Source organism: Sivoneniella epilithica UHCC 1019 (genome assembly GCF_040830845.1).
Classification (GTDB): domain Bacteria; phylum Cyanobacteriota; class Cyanobacteriia; order Leptolyngbyales; family Leptolyngbyaceae; genus ULC077BIN1.
On the sequence record NZ_JBFPDP010000039.1, the window covers coordinates 23564 to 43565 of the forward strand.

The following is a 20002-nucleotide window of genomic DNA, read 5'->3' on the forward strand; positions in this document are numbered from 1 at the left end:
GGAGGAACAGTATTAGACTAGGGTGCAGCCTAGGCGAGTCAATGCTTGGCAAGCGATTGGGCGTTGAGATGGCTCGAATAGTCGTGTTCGCGCTTGATCAGGATCAGGTTCGGAAAGTCGCCAAAGCCATTGGGCATAGGAACTGGGCAGGGAAATTCCTTGCAAGTTCAACCGACCCGGAGCCTTATCCCAGGGAACTAGAATTGGGAAATCTGCCTGTTGGTCTAACCAAAACAGAGTCAAACTTGCGACATCAGGAGTCAATTCATAAAACTGATCTGCCTCAAGCCAAAGATATTCGCCCGTGGATAATTTGAGGAGAGAACTGTCAGTGAGATCAGCTTGGGTAATACACTGCCAGCGATCGCGCTGTATCTGCCACTCGGATTTTGGAATATAGACTTGGATAAAGCCTGATCCCTGCAAGCACTGAAATTGGTCTTCATTCCGCTCTGACCCAGTGAGTAAGTAAAGTTTGGGTTTTTCGGGCACGGGCAGATGCTCTACGCTGTCTGTCACAGTCAGAAGTCGAATTCCATAACTCTTCAAGCGTTCTTTAATTTGATCAAAGCCATGAACTTTAGGATGAAGATCAGTTTTGGTAATAGGTTGCCCAGTCCCCATAGCTTGATGTGCCAATTTTAAGTAGGCGCGATCGCCCCTGAACAACACACCAGTTAGATTCGTTTTGTCTTGTGCCAGCACCATCGGAGGAGCCATGCAAAAGCGATTCCCCACGCCTGCTAATACTTCTTCTTCAGCTTGTAGTTCTTGTAAGCATTCTTGAATTTGCTCAGAAGTAACGGCATGATTTGGGGGCAGGCTATGCTCTACAAGGCTGATAATTGAGCGTAATATCAAAGATTGAGGACGCTTGAAGTCCTGAAGTTGTCGATGATTGCTCAGAATTTTGACAATTTTGTCTGTTTCTACCATTACCCCCACCTCTCTACGGTAACCAATGTACAAAGACGCTGCTCAAGCTGGTTGATGGCAGCCTTTAAACTAGACATATCATCTAGGCTACGTAACTTAACCCGAATCAAGTCTCTAAGAAGCTTGTCTTCGATCAAAACCACTTTTTCTTCTAGCTTTGCCCTTTTAAGTGCTGGTACAAATAATTTGTGAAAAGCTTTACGTTTACTACTGTCTGTAACCTTGACGAGATAAATAAAGGATTCAGGTGCTGGTGGATTATCTCGCTGAGGTTCTTCTTTATTTAAGTTATTCTCTGAAAGAGAAGCCTGAAGTTGGTGAATTGTCGGCTGCATCCAGATATGGCTTACCGATTCCTCAGCAGACATTTCCAGTAAGCTGTGGCGTTCTTGCCCCTGGCACTGATAACTCAAACTGTACCGATCTGATTCGGGTAATACATCGCGTAGTGCTGCTAAGTTGAAGGGCAAAACGCCTGAAGAATTGGCTTGTCTGACAAAACGATATGCTTCTTGTCCATTCGTCAGCAAGAATCTCACTTCTTCCAGTGCCCATAAATCTCGTAAAGCTAACTCTTCTAGCCAAAATTCACTGGTTGAAGCAACTTGGATCGGAGTTGCAATTGGTTTATTCTCACGATCGCAGACTTGAATGGGCAAAATCGGTGATGGTTGGCTGACTGCAAAACTGGAGCGTAACTCAAATTTTTCATACCAGCGATAGGCTTCGCTCTGCCGTAGGTGACTGCTCCCGCTCCATAATTGCACTGCGTAATTTCCGCCTCGATTAATCCATTTTGCCAAGACGATCTGTTGCCACTTTGAATGAGCCGGCAAGCTCACCTGCTCATTCGGTGTAGTAAGAACTTCACGCTTATGAAGATCCTCAACCTGAATACTGATTGTCTTTGGCAAATGCACGGGAGGATACCAGATCGATGGCACTTCCAGATAGACAGGATCTTTACGCTTAAGTTTGAGTCCTCTGAGTTGAGGATAGTCTGCTTGAGAGTTATCCCAGTGAACGATTTTGGTAGAGTGAGTTAAGCGAATCGTTAGTTGGGCTTGCTCACTCCTCAGGTGCAACTGCTGCCCTCGCCATCCTGAAATACTGCAAGGCACAAAACTATCAATGAGTTCAACGCCATCCGATAACTCTAGCTGAGCCGCCCTGTTGTAAAAGCAGATGATCTCGTTTTTGCCTTTCAACCCATTTGGTGGAATTAAGCGATCGCCCGTCCAGGCATCAAAAAATAAAACCGGGAAATCTGGTGAAGTTCCCTCACATCGCCATTCGATTAACGAAGCATTGGTGTGTGATCTCAAATGCCAAATCCACTCATGCGATATCTGACTAATCGGCAGGTTCAGTTCCGGTATTACCAATGCCCCATCCATTGGTAACGTGGTTTCCCAACCTTGCTCTTGAATTTGACCATAAGATCCCCGCAAGTTTCGCCAGTCGGACTTCCAGAGCGTTTGAGCAGGTAAAACAAGCTGAATATCCATTGAATCAGCAATATCCAGCATTAGTAAGAGTGGTTTCTTGCGTAGACTGATAATGTTGCGTCGATGAGTCGAGTTTTGTCCCCGTGGTGTAAGAACTCGAACCAAATTATCCCAATTGCGAAGAAAGAAGGTGTTAGGTAAGCAAAAATTTTGCAGTAATTGTTCTCGTTGATGAGCATCTTGCAACACTGTTGACTGCAATCCTTGTCTTTCTAGTGCTTGAGCAACGATTGCAAGTCCCTGAAGGAGTTCTCCTGCAATTGGTGCCGCTTCCTCATCATCGTCCTTACAACTACTTCTAAGAAACGTGATCAATTTTCCCCATTGAGGGTGATACTCCTGGCACAACTCATACAGCAATTGAGATAAATCTTCTGGGTCAGCATGAGCAATATCCCACCAGTCATACTGCCCAGAAAGTTCTTCTAATAATTGTGCAAAATGCCTTAGATTTTGCTGGGGAATTCCACTTTGTAGCCACAGCGTCGAAACATAGTGATTACGCTGTTGGGTTGTTACCAATCCCCAAAGCTGAAATCCTTGATCAAGAACAGATCTAAACGCACTTTGAACGCCCTGAGTCCTTGGTAAATTAAGGCGATCGCATACTCCTTGCCAAAATCCAGCATCACCTTCGTTATAGTACGCATATTCTGACAATGCCAGCGTGATAATTCTAATCCAATATCTTTGTGAGTCATGGGTATCAAACAGATCGGACAAGCGATCAAATGTCAGGGGCTCGACACAACTTAAGTTTCGAGCAGTAATATCTAACAATTGATCTGAGTCTTGCTTCGATATCTGAATACTGCCCAAGAATCGCTGACCTGAAGGGCGATCGTGATGCTCCCAGTATTGTTCAATCTGAAGCTGCTGCCAAATTTGCTTTGCTTGCCCCGGTCGAGAGAAATCCATTGGTTCAGTTTCCTGCCATGCCTGCTTAGGTTTCTATTCAGTAAGAATGCCCAAGCACCAGGAAAGAAACCACAAAGGAAATAAAGTTATGATACGCCCTTTGGCAAATGCCCCTAGGCACTTCCAATTACTTTTTGGATGATTTTGCACTCATTGACAAACTTGAAGGACGAGTGCCAAAGAACTGCGCGGAGCCATCTAACCACCTCATCGCCTACATTTTTTCGTTCACTTTTACAGGTCATATCAAACTTAACCGATGGTTATAAAGACGGTGCATTAGAGTCTAAAGTTGTATCAAAGCCGCTAGTGGGTGTCCATTGGATGCCGCCGTCTTGCTGGGTTTGATAGAGAGAAATGTTTTGCTGTTTGAGGTAGGCAATGGTTTCGGGGTTTACGCCTTTGCCAGTGGCGATCGCGGTTTTGGGGCGCACTTTTTCGATCAACTTTGGGCTGAGCGACGCGCTTGACCAGAGCATCACTTGGGCAGGAGGAATCGTGGTTTGAAGCAGAGCTTCCTGTTGGTTAAAATTCAAATTTCCCAGCCAGAGCCAAGTTTGCTTACCGAGTGTCATTTGAGCAACTAAACCCGGCTTTGCTTGAAGTAACCGTACCTGCATGGTGCCAAGTTGTACTCCTTGATTGAACGGCAGTATTTTGGATGGCGTGTTATGACTGGGCGGCAGGTTAGAGGATGCTACCAGCGTTTTGATGGGAATTTTTTCGACCAGTGCTTGCCAGCCGTCCATCGGAGCCGTGGCATTCATCGCGATCGCCAGGTGAATTTGGTTCACGCCCATTTTTTGCAGAAACGGCAGTAGCGTAAACTGCACGGTTTTTTCATCATTGCTGTTGACAATCACCACTCGACCGCGATCTCGAATCACCATCACCGGGTCGCGATCGGTTGCCAACACATTCACCTGTGTCAGATTGGCTCCCGCTATCAGAGGAATTAACGTTACGACAATTCCCAACATCAGTGCGATCCACCAGCGCCGTTGCCAAAAAGGATGCACCGTTACCAAGCCCAATAGCACATATAGCCCAATCACTGTCAGCACCGAAATTGTGCCGACTGCGAACCCATTTCCGGGAAGCTGAGCAAACCCATGAACGATCGCAATCAGTCCCTGAGTAGGATATTTCAACAGCCATGCCAGCGCACTTCCGGCGGGTGACCAGAGCAGCGATGCCAGAGCACTCGCCATGCCGCCCAAGCTGATTAGCGAAATAAACGGCGATGTGAGAATATTTGCTGGAATGCTGTAGGGAGACAGTACGCCAAATGCCCCAAGTTGGAGTGGCAAAGTCCACCCATAGGCAGCAATGGGAACGGCGATGAGAGGGGCGATCGCGCTGGGCAGCCAATCCAATTTTTTCGTCAATGGTGGCACTGTAATCAACAGTCCCATTGTGGCAAGAAAGCTGAGTTGAAAACCCAAATTAAAAATCCATTGCGGATTGATCACCAGTAACAGAGTCGCCGTCACCAGCATGGAACCCAGCGGCTTCACTTTACGCCCCAGTAGCAGGGCAACTAAACCACCAAACCCCATGATTGCTGCCCGTAACACCGCAGGCTGCAATCCCGCTAGACCGACGAAACTGACAAGGGAAATCGTGCCTGCCAAAAACTGTACTCGTTCAGACCAGCGGCGGGTTAACGCCAAGACTACGCCCAAAATCAACGAAGTTTGAAACCCAGAAGCCGCTAGCGCATGGGCAAGACCGACGCGCACAAATGTATCCTTAATGTCGAAGGGCAAATCAACGGCTTTACTGCCCAAGACCATTGAGCTAATCAGTGCGCCTTCAGGAGTGCCAGCCCCTAACAGTTGCGATCGCACAATTCGTTGCTGCACTTGCCACCAACCCCAGCCCGTTGAAGGTTTCAACACACTCACCTGGGTTCCGCGCAATCCTGCAAAACTGCCCTCTTGCTGCAAATAATTCTTAAAGTCAAAGCCACCAGGATTCGTAGCGGGTTTGGGTAGGTAGAGCGCCCCATCTACGCCGACGATTTGCCCCGGATGCAGGTCTTTTGCCTGATCAGGCGGCACTGTGACATAAAGCTTGCCGCTAAGGGGTTTGCCTTCGCCAATCGGGGCGATCCGTTTTGCTTCTAACCAAAACTGCGCTTTTTGGCTGCGGGTAAGACGGGGCAAGCTGTTGACTCGTCCTTCCACCAATACGTTTAAGGATGAGCTTTCGGACGTAACCAATCGACTAATATCATTTGCCGCTGGATAAGGAATCCGGGCTTGAAAGTAAAACGTTGCAGCAAAAGCGATCGCCCCTGCCACCAGCCACACCGGAAATTTGGGTGCGCCTCTCCAGACTCGCCGAATCGTCAACCCGATGCCCATTGCCCCGATCAACAGCATCCATCCGCCCCAAGGATGCGCTGTAGCAAGTAATCCTAAAATGTATGCCAAACACCAAATAATTGTAGTGACAGAACCCATGAACGCACCCTGATCTCAACAAAAAACCTCAAGCCAACCCTTGAGGTTCTCGTTAGAGTGCCCATCTAAAAAGTTAAATTGAAAAAATCAAATCGAAAGTCCTAGCTTCAAGTCAAATGCGGCATGAACAATCAGCAGCACCATAATCAGTGTTATGCTGCGCCAACGCAGATCGCTCCCTGACTGTTTTTTACAGCGATCGCCCGCACCGGAATTGAAATTATAAATTCTGTACCTTGACCTAAAATTGAGTTTACTTCTACCGTTCCAAAGTGCTTCTCAACGATGATTTGACGAGCGATCGCCAGTCCTAGCCCTGTCCCCTGACCTACGCCTTTGGTAGTAAACAGATGCTCAAAGATTTTGTGCCTCACCGCATCCGTCATGCCAATCCCGTTATCTTGAATTCGGACCATACACTGCTGCCGATCCTCAGATAATTCTGTCTTGATGATGATTTGATTGGAATTGGCTTGAATGTCTGCAAAGCGGCATCCTTCATTGGAATCTTCCAGCGCATCAATCGCATTTGCCAGCAAATTCATAAAGACCTGATTCAACTGTCCGGCGAAGCATTCTATCGGTGGCAGATCCCCATAGTTTGTGATAACTGCAATTTCTGGGCGAGATTCGTTGGCTTTGAGGCGGTGCTTGAGAATCAAGATTGTGCTGTCAATGCCATCGTGGATGTTGCAAAGAATGGGGCGATCGCAATCAGAACGCGAGAAGGTTCTTAAACTGGTGCTGATGGTGCGGATGCGATCGACTCCTTGTTGCATCGAATCGATCAACTTGGGTAAATCCGCTCGTAAGTATTCTAAGTCCATTTCCTCCACGCATGACTGGATTGTGAGACTCGGATGAGAGAGTTCTTTTTGGTAGAGATCAATCAGTCGAAACAGGTCTTTAATGTAGTCCTGAGCGGGTTTCAAATTGCCAGCAATAAAGCCAAGCGGGTTATTAATCTCGTGCGCGACACCCGCCACTAAATTGCCCAAAGCAGACATCTTTTCGCGGTGGACTAACTGAAGCTGAGAGTGTTGCAGTTGTGTGAATGCTGATTCTAAATCAGCCGTTTGCTCAGCGACACGTTGTTCTAGATTTTTAGTTAATTGCCGTAACTGCAAATGAGTTTTCACCCGTCTTAGCATCTCCTTCTCTTGAAAGGGCTTGGTGATGTAGTCCACAGCACCCAAGACAAATCCTTTCTCCTTACTATCGGCATCAGAGAGAGCGGTCATAAAAATGACAGGAATACTGGCTGTTGTAGGATCTGCCTTGAGACATTGGCAGGTTTCAAAGCCATCAATTCCTGGCATTTGGACATCAAGCAAGATTAGATCGGGAGGGTGGGCTTGGACTCGCTTCAGGGCGCGATCGCCGTTGATCGCAGTTGCGACCTCGTACCCTGCATCTCCTAAGATTTCACACACCACTTCTAAGTTCGCAGGAGTATCATCCACCACCAGAATTAATTCCGAATTAGACATCGGCTTTCTCCTGTGTCAGATACTGTTTCAACAACGCTTCAATCTCTTCGACTTTAAATTGCCTAGCAAGCTGAAGAATTTGGGCGGCAAAATCAGCGTAGCGAGAGTTAGCGTCAGCAATCTGCTCTGTGTATTCTCGGAGCCGTTTTAAGTTGCCTTGCTGTGCCAGTTCCAATAACGTCTTTAACGCTAGAGGGTCAGGAAGAATAATCGCCTCTGGGTTCTGCAATCCAGTTGTGGTCGTGGATGGCTGAGAATCGTTTGAGGCTGTCTCGTAGTTCCACTTCAATGCCAAATGAGCAGCTAAGAGGTTAAATAATTCACTGATTTCCACTGGCTTTGCTAGGAAATCATTGCCCCCTGCATCTAAGCTCATCTGTCGATCAATTTGTGCCACTGACGCTGAGGAGACAATGATCTTCTGGTGTTGCAAATCATTGCTACTGCGGATTTGTTTGAGGAGTTCAAAGCCATCCATGACAGGCATCGCCAAGTCTGTAATCACTAAGTCAGGTTGAGACTGGCGGATTTTTTCCAACCCTGCTTGTCCATTTTCGGCTTCAACCAGTTGAAATCCCAGTGGCTCTAGCAAGTTGACAAGAACGGCTCGGTTTTCCCAGCGATCGTCTACTACCAGAATGCTGCGTCGTTGTCCTGCATAGCCAATAATTTGTTTTCCAGTCGTGATGGAGTTTTGCTGTGCCCAATCAGTGGCGATCGGGAGTTCTACCTCAAACCAGAAGTCACTGCCGACTCCAGGTTGGCTCTTCACCTGGATTTGTCCGTTCATCAGTTGGACAATTCGTTGGCTGATTGCCAGTCCTAAACCTGTACCCTCAGCTTGGCGCTTGCGATCGCCCACTTGTTCAAACGCCTGAAAGATTTTATCCAATTGGTCAGGCGCAATGCCAACGCCCGTATCTTCGACTTGAAATTTGATCCGACTGGACAAATTGGCAGGCTTTGTCACGGCAACCTTGAGCGTCACAGCACCGTTGTCGGTGAATTTGATCGCATTTCCTAACAAATTGAGTAAGACCTGACGCAGCCGTTTTTCATCGGCAAAAATTCCTTGCGGCAACTGCGGATCAGGATCGTAAACGAAGTCAATGCCTTGTTGGTCAGCACGAATGCGGCAGATTTCCGCGACCCCCTGGAGGAAGGAGGGAAAGTGAATTGCTTTCGGTGCGAGTTCTAGTTTGCGGGCTTCAATTTTAGACAAGTCCAGCACATCGTTGATCAGCGTTAGCAAATGAGAACCACACTGATAAATGATTTCTACCCCATGCCGTTCTTTGATTGGCAACGCTTTGGAGCGGTTAAGGATTTGAGCATAGCCCAGAATGCCGTTGAGGGGAGTGCGGAGTTCATGACTCATGTTAGCGAGAAACTCGCTTTTTGCTTGGTTCGCGCGATCGGCTACCAGTTTTGCTGCTTGCAGTTCGGCGGTGCGTTCCTCAACCCGGGTTTCCAGTTCGACAAAAGAGGTTTTGAGTTGACCCGCCATCTGGTTAAAGGAATCTGCCAGCGATTCTAATTCATAGATCCCTTGCACCTGAACTGTTTGATCGAGGTGTCCGGAGCTAATCGCCTGACTCGCTTTTTGGAGTTGCAAAATCGGTTTGGTAATCCAGCGCGAAGTCAAAAAACCTAGTGCTGTTGTCGCTGCCAGAGCACCTAAGCACAGCAAAATTGTGCTGCGAGTATTGGCATTGATTTGTGCCATAAAATCTGATTCGGGCACAACAACGACGCTCAACCAGTTAATACCTTGTTCGTCTTGAATGGCTGAAACTTGAACGAACTGCCGCTGATTGTCCAGCATAAAATCAAGCTGTTGACTTTGCTGAATGGCATTAAAGTTACCAAACCGATCAAGGATGGCTTGCGCCGTAGTACGAATTACAGAACTTTCAGCCTTGACGGCAGGAATTTGTTGCAACTCTTCGTTTTTAAAATCCAGAATGTAAGGCTGTTTGATGGTTGAACTGGCAATCAGGTTGCCCGATCGATCAATAATAAACGTTTGCCCTGTTTGACCCACCTTCAACTCGCTCAGAAACCGATGAATCTTGACAATCCGAAAGGTGCTTTTTTGCACACCCAGTAATGTTCCATCGTTCTTGTAGATCGGCTGGGACAAGGACATTGAAGCCGTCTTAGACGAACTGCCGAAGTAGGGCTGAGATGTCCAGGCTGGTTTTCTGGCTTTTTGTACAACCTGATACCAGGGTCGGGGTCGGGGGTCAAACTTTGCCTGAGTTTTGAGCAGCGCGATCCGTTTCCCTTGATCATCAAGTTGGTAGAATAGGCGCTGAGGTAGACGCGCTTTGTTACTGATCCGGGAAACGATGCCGTCGTCGAGTGTATCCTCTACGGCGATACTTGTACCGTCAGACAAACCAATTTGCATGTCTTCGACCGTATTTTGGCTGACTAACCGCCACAATGTTCGCTCCAGTTTGGTGAAATCTGTTACATCAAGCTGACCCTCTTGAGCCGCAGCTACGATCACTTGTCCGGCAATATAAGGTTCTTTTAAATAGTTCAGAACTTGCAGGTTGAGTCGATCGCTCATCTCGTGACGTAACTGACTGGCAACATCATTGACTGCTTTCTGCCCGTTCCGCAGGGAAATATATCCGGTCAGTCCAACGGCGGCGAAGATTTGGAGGACAAATGGGACAATCAGGAGCGATCGCAGGGAAAGTTTGCGCTTAGGTTTGGCTGGAAGAGGCATGGCGGTGGCTTCTGGTGTGAAAAGGATTCTGTCTAGCAGAATGTTCCTTGTTAGGATGCCCATCTATTTGAGAGCGCTAACAGGCGATCGTTCTGGCTCAAATTCAAGGGCGATCGCACTCCACCAACCATCCTCCCAACCCCATTGAGATCAAAGACTACCGCTTACTTAGCCATTGTTTCACGCAGATACTCTTAATAACTGCGCTCTCACAAAGAACTCAGCAGTATAACAAGGTCATCAGCGGAGCCAATTTGCGATGACGTGCGATTTTTGAGGGCAATGTCTTTAATCCTCTCAAGAGCGCCTAAACGCCCAAACCAATCGGCGATGGCTGTAGCAGTTTACTTAAATGATTTCCTCAATCTGTCATAAATCTGTCATAGTGTTGCAGAGTCTAACTTGCAGAAGGATCAGAATTTGAATATACGCTTAAAAGTGGTGGCGATCGCGTGCGCTGACTTATCAGTTTGCAGATGCAAGAGATTAGTTCAATATCACTTGGATACCAGGGCTATTTCATTCTAAATAGGGTTAGAAGTGTGCTGAGACCGAATGCTGCAAGTCTTTGGGCTTGAACCATGTTATCAAAGCCATTGTGCCGAAAAAGGTTGAGTGCGAGATGACGAGCCAAAGCCCAGTTTTGTACTAAGGGCGGAGTCCGAATGCGAGAAGCATCTTCTCCTTGAGTGACATCTCGAACATAATGCACCTTGTGTTCAACGCCCCAATATGCTCGAATCCGGTCAGCAAACGCTTGCGCTGGTTCGATGAAAGAAGCAATGTAGTAGCGGGTTTCGATAGACACTTCAATGATCCTGGCTCGGTGCACCTGCCGTTCAAACTGAACTTGAATCAGGGTTTGTAAGCCCGAAGATTCTGGAATCTGGTCGAGGTTATGACTGGCTAATGGTGCGTTTCTCAATCCGACCGTGCCCTTTGTTGATTTGCTGTACCGTTTGTTGGGCTTGAAAGTGGACTTGCACCACATCGAGTAAACCTGATTGATTTCCTTTAAGTGCGCCCAAGTAATCATTTTGGCTCTCGACAATTGAATAAACACAGGTAATGCTGTGATTTCGTTGGTTTTTGACTCCACCTCATAGGGTTCAAGAATCAATCCTCGTTCAACAATGTAGGCACTGACGAGCATAATTGCCGGATGGGAATTTACTGCTGGGTCATGACTCATTGCTTCATAAGACCCGCACAGACCTTGCCATCGGTGGCAATCGTTTCTCCAGGCAACGGCGCAATGTCAAAAAAATGAGCAAGGCAGGAATAGTTATGGTAGTCCAAGTTCAACAAGACCCGTCGAATCGTGCTGTAGGACGGTAACCAACCTTTGGATGGGCAAAATAGGGCAATCAACTCATGCTGGTATGCTTTCAACCAATCGCCGATTGCCAAAAACCCGCGATTTCCGGCAGCGACTGCCAAGGTAAATAAGGCAAGGCACAGAGCCTGCTCGTGGCGTTGTGCTGCTGTGCGACGCGGGTCAGGTAAGCCTGCAAATGCTTCAACAATTGCAAGAGTTGACATTGTGGTAGAACTGTTTCAAGGGTTGGCTTACATTACTCTACCAAGCCCTTATCTAGAATGAAATAGCCCTGCATATTGCTCATCGACTATTTAAGTTAGTAGATGAATTGAAAGAATTGCTAGAAAGACTACTAAATCAAGGCGAGTTAATCATTAGATGGAATCGTAAGATAAAGAATAAGGGAAATATGCATATTGCAACTTAAATGCACATTAGCTTAAGACTTCCGCAGGGTGGAGAAGGGGACTTTTTGGGTGGCTTCCAGGGTGGCTCCTCGGATCGTTTTTTGGGCAAACAGGTAGTCTTTGTTTTGCCATAGGGGAATGAACGGCACGTCTTGAGCTAACTGGTTTTGCAAGTCTGCAAATTGCTGTTTGCGGTTCGCAGGATTTTGTTCTCGGCGGCTTTGGTTGATCAGTTGGTTGACGCGATCGCTGTAATAAAACGAGCCTTGCAAAAAGCTCGATCCATCTTCGCAGCCTGTGTTAGCCGACCCTTTAGTGCATTCCATAAACGGCTGAATGTAGTTGTCAGGATCGAGAAAGTCGGGCGACCAATCTAGCAAAAAGATTGGGTATGCGCCTTTATCCAAGTTTTTGTAGGCGGTGGTAGATTCCACGCTTTTCAGGTCAATTTGCATTAGATCACCCAGCTTTTTGTGAGCGATCGCCCTCAGCGTCGTCACCGCCAGTTGGTCATTCACCAGGTTCGAGCGATACCAAAACTCCAGCTTCAGCGGGTTCGTCTTGGAGTATCCAGCTTGGGTTAATAGTTCCGTGGCTTTAGCAACATTGCGATCGCCAAATGCCTCAAACACTGGCTTTTGCACTTCCAATGTCGTCGGAATCAAACTATAGAGCGGCTCAATTTGTCCTTGAAACACCCGATCTTCCACCAGGGGACGATCCATGATGGCGGCGATCGCCTGCCGCACTTCCAGCTTATCCAACGGCGGCGATCGCAGGTTCAACGTCAGGTAATTAATCCCGCTACCCGACTTTTCCACTACCTGCCAGCCGTGGGTCGCGGCTCCAGTTTGCAAGGTGCGAATTTGACCGACCGCCAGATTTTGGTAGGCTACATCCACCGACCCCGTCCGAAAGGCATTAAACAAGTTAGCAGGACTGGAGAAAAACTGAATGTCGATACCTGTGTTTTGCGGTTTTTTGCCCCAATATTGCTCAAAGGCATCTAGCCGCATTTGATCCGTGCCATACCTGACCAGTTTGTAAGCACCCGTGCCGACAAACGTTTCCGATTGAAAAGAGCCTTTCTTAATTTCATAGGCTTTGGGCGAAACGGCACACACGCCGGAAAACGCCAGCAGTGCCGGAAACGCCGCAAAAGGTTTAGTGAGTTGAATCGTTAGCTCATTCGTTGCCGTGGCTTTGACAGATTTGACCAAATCCGACAGCAGAAATGCAGGAGATCCGCTGTTTTGAATAAAGCGATTGAGCGAAAATGCCATCGCCTCCGCGTTAAACGGGCTGCCGTCGTGAAACACAACTCCGGTTCTTAGCGGAATGGTGTAAGTTAATCCATCGCTGCTAATCGTGGGCAATGCGATCGCCAGTTGAGGTTCTAGTTCAGTGGTGCCAAGTTTGTAGCCATAGAGGCGATCGCCCAAGTTATATAGCAAGTTTCCCGCAAAAATTCCGTAAGCATCCGCTGGATCAATCGTGCTGACTGAGGCAGTGGTGCCTAGCACAATTCGCCCCGTTTGATTCGCAGCACTAGGTGCAGAAGTCGAGCGATTACAGCCAAGCGCCAACCCGCAGCAGAGGCAGAATAAAAGCAGAAATTTAAGGAATTTAAGGGGCGATCGCCCAAATTGACGCAGCATCAAACCGTTGACCCACCAAAGAAAAACCTTGCAGTTAAGCATCGCACAATTACACTAACCGTTTGAGAACACTCACAACTTGATAGCGATCGCTATTAGCTCTCTTTACCGACCCAATTTCTCCTGGGTAATCCAGCGCATTTTCTATCTTCGACTATGCTACATCTGTAAGAATTAGTACTCTGCTCCCTGTGAAAGCTAGTATGCAAACTGTTACTGACATTAGCACTCTGATTGTAAAAACGGCGTTGCATAATGGAGCCATGAATTGAGGCTAAACCTAATGCAATGTCCTGAAGTGTGATTCTAGTCATATCCGTAAGAACAGTAAGATGCGAGGTAAGCAAAATCACATCGGTGTCGATGGGTGAAGCAAGTGGGAGAACGGTTACCAGATGCTTACGACCCAGAAACGACTCCAGAGATAGGAGAACTCGACGAGCTAGAAACCTTTGTCCGCTCAAAAAAACAAGTTCTGGCTGTGGACAGCGGTTGACCTCTTCAAGCAGGGGATCTTAGGCTGGGTATTAGGAGACGCGCCAAGACTTTTACTCCATTATGGGCGACCGTCAGAACATGGCAGTGCTATTTCTACGTCACTGACGGCTGGTCAGTCTATCCCTGCTTTATTCCCGATGGCGATCAGATTGTCAGCAAGACCTACATGACCAGAGTGGAAGGGGAGAACACCCGGTTACGCAATTATTTAGCGCGACTGCATCGGAAAACTCTCTGTTATTCTAAATCCGTGACACTGCTGAAGCATTCAATTCGCTTGCTACTTCACTACCTCAAATTCGGCGATGTTCCAGTTCCCTAACGATTCATATCTAGATTCAGCAACGCCGAAATTCGTAGGGCGTTGCTGAATCTAGATATGAAATTCGTAGGGGCAAGCCCTTGTGGTTGCCCTTATCCCAGCAAGGGTAGGCACAAGGCGCTACCCCTACCAATGAAAATCATGTCTGCATTCAGCAGTGCCCTGGAATAAACTTTGCTGCTAGTGCTGGCACAAAATTCTGTGGTTCTAATCTCATAAATGCTAACTTCACTGGAGCGACTCTTAAAAGCACAAATTTTAATTACAGCGAACAACAAACTTTGCTAGAGCATGTGTGCTGGAAAGATGCCCAAAAACTAGATCGCGCCCGACTCGGTAATTCCATACTGACAAACCCTTCCGTGCGTGAGTTACTAGTCACCCGCAACGGTTACAAGAAATCTTATATTGATGCTAACCTCCGCACTGCAAACCTAAATGGTGTCAACTTAGAGCAAGCAAATATGATCTGGGCAGACCTGACTTGCGCTGACTTGCGCCATGCCAACTTAAAGAATGCCAATCTACTCGAATCGCTAGTACTCGACACTGATTTCACCGGAGCAACTCTCACTGGAGCTTGCCTCGAAGCCTGGAATGTTGACCACAATACTAAACTTGATAATGTCGATTGCCAGTATGTTTATCTGTTGCGAAATCAGCAAGAACGCCGTCCCAGCAGTGGCTATTTTGCTCCGGGAGAATTCACCAAGCTGTTTCAGGAAGTCCTCAGCACGGTGGATTTGATTTTTCGCAATGGTATTGATTGGAAAGCGTTTGTGTCAGCATTTAAGCAAGTGCAGGTGGAAAACGAAGATATACCGTTAGAAATTCAAAGCATCCAAAACAAAGGGGATGGGGTGGTAGTGATTCGTGTCAGCGTACCTCCTGATACAAATAAGGAAAAAATCTACAGCAAGATTATTTAGAGTTATGAGCTAAAACTTAAAAGACTAGAAGCTTACTATCGGTCAACATTACAAGCAAAAGAGAGTGAAATTGCCATCTATCGTGAGCAAAATGGCAATATGTGGGAAGTGATTAAGTTAAAGGCAAAGCAACCGATTAATGTACAGGCGATCGCGGAGGCAAAAACCATGAACAACAGCAATGACAGCAGCCAAATTGTGAATATTGGCGGCGATGTGAGTGGCTCAACTATCAATTTAGGCAGCATCAGCGGCTCTGTGACTAATGCCATTAGTCAATTACCCGATCGACGACTAGCTTTCCCGGATCAGCCAAACTTGAAAGAACTGTTGACCCAACTTCAGCAGGCGATCGAAACCGATACTGACTTGCCCACCAAAGGCAAAGAGTCGGCATTAGAGCAGGTGAAGTTGTTGGCGGAAGTTGCCCAGAATCCTGACCAGCCAGAGAAAAAGGGTTTGGGTACTCAGGCAATCACTTTTTTGAAAGGAGCCATTTCGTTTTTGCCCGACACTGCCAAACTTGCCGATGCTTGCAGCAAGCTACTACCGCTGATTACCAAACTGTTGGGCATTTAACGCCTGAAGTAGCTTCTTTGTCACAAAATTGTCATGGTAACCGATCACAATTAAGAAGTTGAACCTCTATTCATTGAGTTTGGCAATCAATCATGTTTCGTCTTGATGTATTTTCTAAGCCAGTCGCAAAAGTGTCTCTCTCCGTAAGCGCGATTCGTGCAACGATCCCTATGGGAATCGCGGGTAGCATTCTTGCGGCTTCGGTTGCAGTACCAACCTCGTTTGAATCACGAACGATGCAGCTGGATGCCCCTTCGGCCAATACAGGAATAAATGCAGAACCATCTGATGTGAATCCGGGTGCGATGTTTGCGATCGCGATGGGTGGCGGTGTGGCGCTTTGCTTGGGAGTGAAGGCGACCGCAGATCGCCAACGTTCGCCATCTGCCCACCGTTCCGCTGCCAATCCATCGCTTCAGCCTTTCCAGGGTGTCAGTCTCAACCGGGCGAGTCGTTCGCTGCAACGCCAACTGCTGCTGTTGCTGCACGAGGATCAAGCGGCTGCCCAGCGGCTCTTCACCCAAGCCAGCCTGAGACATCCAGGAGAAAGTCCGAATTGGTACGCTGAAAAAGTGATTTATGACTTGGAGCGCGATCGCGGAGCGCGGTAATGCAGTAAGACGCTCAGGAATAAGAATTAAATAAGTTTACGCGATGTGCGACTATCCTAATAGCCCTCACCCTAGTATTAGCTAGCGTTGACTATTGGGAAGGCACCGAAATGGATAGTGGACAGTCATCACCCGCAAACCAAACTGTAGATACCGCGATCGCAATCGTCACAGTGTACACCGATCAAGCATGGGTCACTAGACGCGGTATTGTTTCGCTTACTGGGCAAGAGCGATCGCTAACGCTCACCAACCTGCCGATCACCTTGAAACCTGAATCGGTGAGGGTGAAAGGAACGGGAACGGTTGCAGTGCGACTATTGGGTGTAAAAACTGAACGTACTTATGCCACTGAGCCGATTGGCGATCGCGTGGCTCAACTAACTGCCCAAATCCAACAGTTAGAAGACCAGCGCCGCACTCTGCAAGATGGGTTGGCAGCGCTAGAATTACGCCGTAATTTTATTCAAAGCTTAAGTGAAAAATCTGTCGATCGCTTTTCTCGTGGCTTGGCAGAGCAGCGAGTCAACTTAGCCCAAACTGCTGAACTGCTGGAGTTTGTGGGGCAGCAGCATCGCGATTTGGCAGGGGCGATCGCTCAGCAAAATCAAGCCCTACGAGAACTCGATAAGCAGTTGAAAGCCCTACAACAGCAGCTTCAGCAGATCAAAACGCCTCGCCCGAAAGAAAGCTACAGCGTTGTTGTCAACATTTTACCCACGGTTGCAGGTGAGTTTGATTTAGAAGTTTCCTACACCGTCGATCGCGCCAGTTGGCAACCGCTTTATGACTTGCGCGTGAATACCCAAACTAAACTGCTGCAACTGGATTACCTGGCAGAAGTGACTCAAAACACAGGCGAAGATTGGTCAGAAGTCGCCCTAATTCTATCCACCGCCAAACCTGGTTTGGGCACTCTGCCACCCAAACTCGATCCGTGGTATGTGGATATTTCCCTGCCGCCGATGCCTGCTGCTGCACCCATGATGCAACGAGCAAGAGCGAAGAGTGCTGGTGCAGAATTGGATGACCTTGAAGAATTGTATGGCGATTTTGGCGGCTCCGACTACCTTGAGGATGCTGCTACTACGGTTGCCGCTCCTTCAAGCTATGCAGCAACCGTAGTAGCAGCCACAACGAGCAGCGATGGCGGTATTGTCACTTTTCAGATTGATGGAAATAACAACATTCCGGGCGATCGCTCTCCCCACAAAATCACCATTTTTAGCGATCAGTATCCCTGCCAAATGGAGTACATCGCCATTCCCAAGCTGGTCAGTTTTGCCTACCTGCAAGCCGTAGTCACCAATCCTGAACAGGGGGTAACCTTGCTTCCCGGTCAGGCGAACATCTTTCGTGATGATATGTTTGTTGGCACCACGCCGCTCAACAATGTATCGCCCGGTCAGGAATTCAAGCTGAACCTCGGTATTGATGAAGGACTGAAGCTAGAACGGGAGTTAATTGAACGCAAAGTAGACAAACGCTTTATGCAAGACAAACGCCTGATCACTTACGCCTATCGCGTGGGGGTGACTAACTTGCGCGACCAAGATTCAATTTTACAACTCACCGAACAACTGCCTGTTAGCCGCAATGAACGCATCAAAGTTCGCTTAACCCGCAGCAGTCCCCCAATCGAACTGGGTGAATTGGGAAAGTTAGAATGGGTGCTACTGCTGAAACCCAAAGCTACTCAAGAAGTCACTTACCAGTTCACCGTAGAACATCCTCGTGAAGTTGCTACTGTAGTCGGATTGGATAGATAACGCCCATGGAATTGCCCGAGTTGGGTTCTGAAACCATCGATCGCGTACTGGAAATGGCATGGGAAGACCGCACTACCTTTGAGGCGATCGCGCTTCAGTTTGGTTTACAGGAAAAGCAAGTGATTGCTTTGATGCGGCGTGAGATGAAACCTTCCAGCTTTAAAATGTGGCGTAAACGAGTCACAGGTCGCAAAACCAAGCACTTGAAAGAGCGAGGATTTTTGGCAGGTCGATTTAAATCAGCCAATCAAAATAGTTAACAGAGTAAAGGGCAAGGGACAAAAGACGTTTGTGTAGCGTCTCCGCTGGAGATCTGGCGAACTTACAGCTTTCTCTGACCCTTTACATTTTCTGAGAGAGTGCTGAACTGGGGCGATCGAAATAAACGCCTAATTGACAGAGCTTGGAGCATGTTGCAAAATTGCTGAATAGCTATTTTATTGAGATGGTAAATTAGCATAGTGACGTTCATATAATTGGAGAGTTTGTCGCGAATGACCCAAGTAGTTCTTGGCGAAAATGAAGGAATTGATTCTGCCCTGCGGAGATTTAAACGCCAGGTTTCTAAGGCAGGAATTTTGGCAGATTTGAGATCCCATCGGCATTTTGAAACCCCCATTGAAAAACAGAAACGCAAGGCAATCATGGCTCGACGTAAAAGACGTTATAACTAGCTATTGATTTTCCTTGTAGCACCCCTACAAAATATTTGTTTGAGACAGTTGCCATTCGATTGACAAAAAGTTTGTCGCATTTTGCAACTGTCTTTGATTATGTTAATTTTTATTTGATTTGTAGATTGCTTCACGGTTGAGGGGAACTTCTCAATGAGTCGGTACGTCACCAAAAAAATAGTGGCAGTATCTATTTTTGGCAGATCAATTTCCAGTCATTTTGGGAAATATTGATGCAATTGCTAACTTATCCCTTATCGAGTTCAACCTATGCTCAGGTATTATGCTCAGCTTTCTCGGCAGTTACGACGCTGGGGATACCTTGGTATTTCGATCGCGATCTCGCTGATGCTAACGGTGGGACAACCGATGGTAGCGCAAGCTATTTCTTGGGGCGATTTAATTTTGCGCGGTATTCAGGTGATTCAACTGTCTAGCTTATCTGATCGTCAAGAGGTTGAAATTGGGCAGCAAATTAATCAGCAGTTAACGCGAGGACAAGTTCGCATTCTGCAAAACTCCCAAGTCAACCAGTATGTCGATCAAATTGGACAACGGCTGGCGGCATCTAGTACCCGTCCTAATATTCCTTACCGCTTTCAGGTTGTAGACGATCGCGGGGTTAACGCCTTTGCCACAATGGGCGGGTTCGTCTATATCAATCGGGGGCTACTGACCCTAGCAAGCAATGAGGCAGAACTCGCGAGTGTGCTGGCACATGAGATTGGTCACATTGCGGGACGGCATTCCGTGGCTCAAATGAGGAAGATGGCGGTTGCCAGTGGGCTAGTTGGAGCAGCAGGCTTAGACCGGAATACAGCGGTCAATATTGGAGTTGAGCTAGCATTTCGCCGACCCAATAGCCGTCAAGATGAGTATTCAGCGGATACGATGGGCTTGCAGACCTTAGCTAAAACTGGGTATGCCCAATCTGCCATGGTTAACTTTATGTCCAAACTTCTTCAGTCACGCTCAGTACCCACGTTTCTCAGTACCCACCCTGCAACATCTGAACGCATTGATCGATTGCAGCAAGCGATTAACCCAGCAAGCAGTGATGGAGATGGGCTAGATAGCGTCACTTATCGTAATCGTTTGCGATCGCTGAGCTAAGAATTGCGGCGTTGCTGAATCTAGATATAAAATTTGTAGGGGCAATCCCTTGTGGTTGCCC

Annotated in this window: 15 protein-coding genes and 3 pseudogenes; 10 read left to right on the plus strand and 8 right to left on the minus strand. The window is 47.5% G+C overall.

Annotation, left to right across the window (positions count from 1 at the left end; all coding sequences use genetic code 11):
• Positions 1 to 12: 12 nt before the first annotated feature.
• The 7 genes from AB3R30_RS19895 to AB3R30_RS19925 form a co-directional block, all read right to left on the minus strand.
• On the minus strand, positions 13 to 936 hold the full coding sequence (locus tag AB3R30_RS19895; RefSeq protein WP_458650965.1) for a hypothetical protein: 924 nt from the start codon (positions 934 to 936) through the stop codon (positions 13 to 15).
• The gene (locus AB3R30_RS19900) at positions 936 to 3362 is read right to left on the minus strand and encodes a hypothetical protein (RefSeq protein WP_458650966.1); all 2427 of its coding nucleotides are present in this window, start codon (positions 3360 to 3362) and stop codon (positions 936 to 938) included. The genes AB3R30_RS19895 and AB3R30_RS19900 overlap by 1 nt, the downstream gene beginning before the upstream one ends.
• A 263-nt stretch (positions 3363 to 3625) precedes the next feature.
• Positions 3626 to 5830, minus strand: coding sequence for a ComEC/Rec2 family competence protein (locus AB3R30_RS19905; RefSeq protein WP_458650967.1), 2205 nt, complete (start codon positions 5828 to 5830; stop codon positions 3626 to 3628).
• A gap of 152 nt (positions 5831 to 5982) precedes the next feature.
• Positions 5983 to 7320: a sensor histidine kinase gene (locus tag AB3R30_RS19910; RefSeq protein WP_458650968.1), complete on the minus strand. Its 1338-nt coding sequence runs from the start codon at positions 7318 to 7320 to the stop codon at positions 5983 to 5985.
• Positions 7313 to 10123 (minus strand): hybrid sensor histidine kinase/response regulator, encoded by a 2811-nt coding sequence (locus AB3R30_RS19915; protein ID WP_458650969.1) that lies wholly within the window; start codon positions 10121 to 10123, stop codon positions 7313 to 7315. Before AB3R30_RS19915 ends, AB3R30_RS19910 begins: the two co-directional genes overlap by 8 nt.
• A 451-nt stretch (positions 10124 to 10574) precedes the next feature.
• Positions 10575 to 11252: an ISAs1 family transposase gene (locus tag AB3R30_RS19920; RefSeq protein WP_458650970.1), complete on the minus strand. Its 678-nt coding sequence runs from the start codon at positions 11250 to 11252 to the stop codon at positions 10575 to 10577.
• Positions 11249 to 11602 carry a transposase family protein gene (locus tag AB3R30_RS19925; protein ID WP_458650971.1) on the minus strand — a complete coding sequence of 118 codons (354 nt, stop codon included), beginning with the start codon at positions 11600 to 11602 and terminating at the stop codon, positions 11249 to 11251. The genes AB3R30_RS19920 and AB3R30_RS19925 overlap by 4 nt, the downstream gene beginning before the upstream one ends.
• A 71-nt stretch (positions 11603 to 11673) precedes the next feature.
• Between AB3R30_RS19925 and AB3R30_RS19930 the strand changes: the two are divergent.
• Positions 11674 to 11808 (plus strand): annotated as a pseudogene (locus AB3R30_RS19930) (IS630 family transposase); the annotation flags it as partial.
• A gap of 12 nt (positions 11809 to 11820) precedes the next feature.
• Here the strand turns inward: AB3R30_RS19930 and AB3R30_RS19935 are convergent.
• Positions 11821 to 13488: an ABC transporter substrate-binding protein gene (locus tag AB3R30_RS19935; protein WP_458650972.1), complete on the minus strand. Its 1668-nt coding sequence runs from the start codon at positions 13486 to 13488 to the stop codon at positions 11821 to 11823.
• Positions 13489 to 13810: 322 nt separating this feature from the next.
• Here AB3R30_RS19935 and AB3R30_RS19940 point away from each other — a divergent pair.
• From AB3R30_RS19940 to AB3R30_RS19980, 9 genes and pseudogenes are all read left to right on the plus strand, one after another.
• Positions 13811 to 14266 (plus strand): annotated as a pseudogene (locus tag AB3R30_RS19940) (IS1 family transposase); the annotation flags it as partial.
• A 167-nt stretch (positions 14267 to 14433) separates the two neighbouring features.
• Positions 14434 to 14520, plus strand: a pseudogene (locus AB3R30_RS19945) (pentapeptide repeat-containing protein); the annotation flags it as partial.
• Positions 14521 to 14547: 27 nt separating this feature from the next.
• Positions 14548 to 15195 carry a pentapeptide repeat-containing protein gene (locus tag AB3R30_RS19950; protein ID WP_458650973.1) on the plus strand — a complete coding sequence of 216 codons (648 nt, stop codon included), beginning with the start codon at positions 14548 to 14550 and terminating at the stop codon, positions 15193 to 15195.
• 99 nt (positions 15196 to 15294) lie between these two features.
• A complete protein-coding gene (locus tag AB3R30_RS19955) occupies positions 15295 to 15774 on the plus strand; it encodes a hypothetical protein (RefSeq protein ID WP_458650974.1) in 480 nt (159 codons plus the stop codon).
• Positions 15775 to 15866: 92 nt separating this feature from the next.
• Positions 15867 to 16385, plus strand: coding sequence for a hypothetical protein (locus AB3R30_RS19960; protein ID WP_458650975.1), 519 nt, complete (start codon positions 15867 to 15869; stop codon positions 16383 to 16385).
• 110 nt (positions 16386 to 16495) lie between these two features.
• The gene (locus tag AB3R30_RS19965; protein ID WP_458650976.1) at positions 16496 to 18154 is read left to right on the plus strand and encodes a mucoidy inhibitor MuiA family protein; all 1659 of its coding nucleotides are present in this window, start codon (positions 16496 to 16498) and stop codon (positions 18152 to 18154) included.
• Positions 18155 to 18159: 5 nt separating this feature from the next.
• Positions 18160 to 18414: a TIGR03643 family protein gene (locus tag AB3R30_RS19970; RefSeq protein ID WP_458650977.1), complete on the plus strand. Its 255-nt coding sequence runs from the start codon at positions 18160 to 18162 to the stop codon at positions 18412 to 18414.
• Positions 18415 to 18648: 234 nt separating this feature from the next.
• A complete protein-coding gene (gene rpsU / locus AB3R30_RS19975) occupies positions 18649 to 18828 on the plus strand; it encodes a 30S ribosomal protein S21 (RefSeq protein ID WP_171573204.1) in 180 nt (59 codons plus the stop codon).
• Between the two features lie 270 nt (positions 18829 to 19098).
• Positions 19099 to 19941 carry a M48 family metallopeptidase gene (locus AB3R30_RS19980; RefSeq protein WP_458650978.1) on the plus strand — a complete coding sequence of 281 codons (843 nt, stop codon included), beginning with the start codon at positions 19099 to 19101 and terminating at the stop codon, positions 19939 to 19941.
• Positions 19942 to 20002 lie beyond the last annotated feature (61 nt).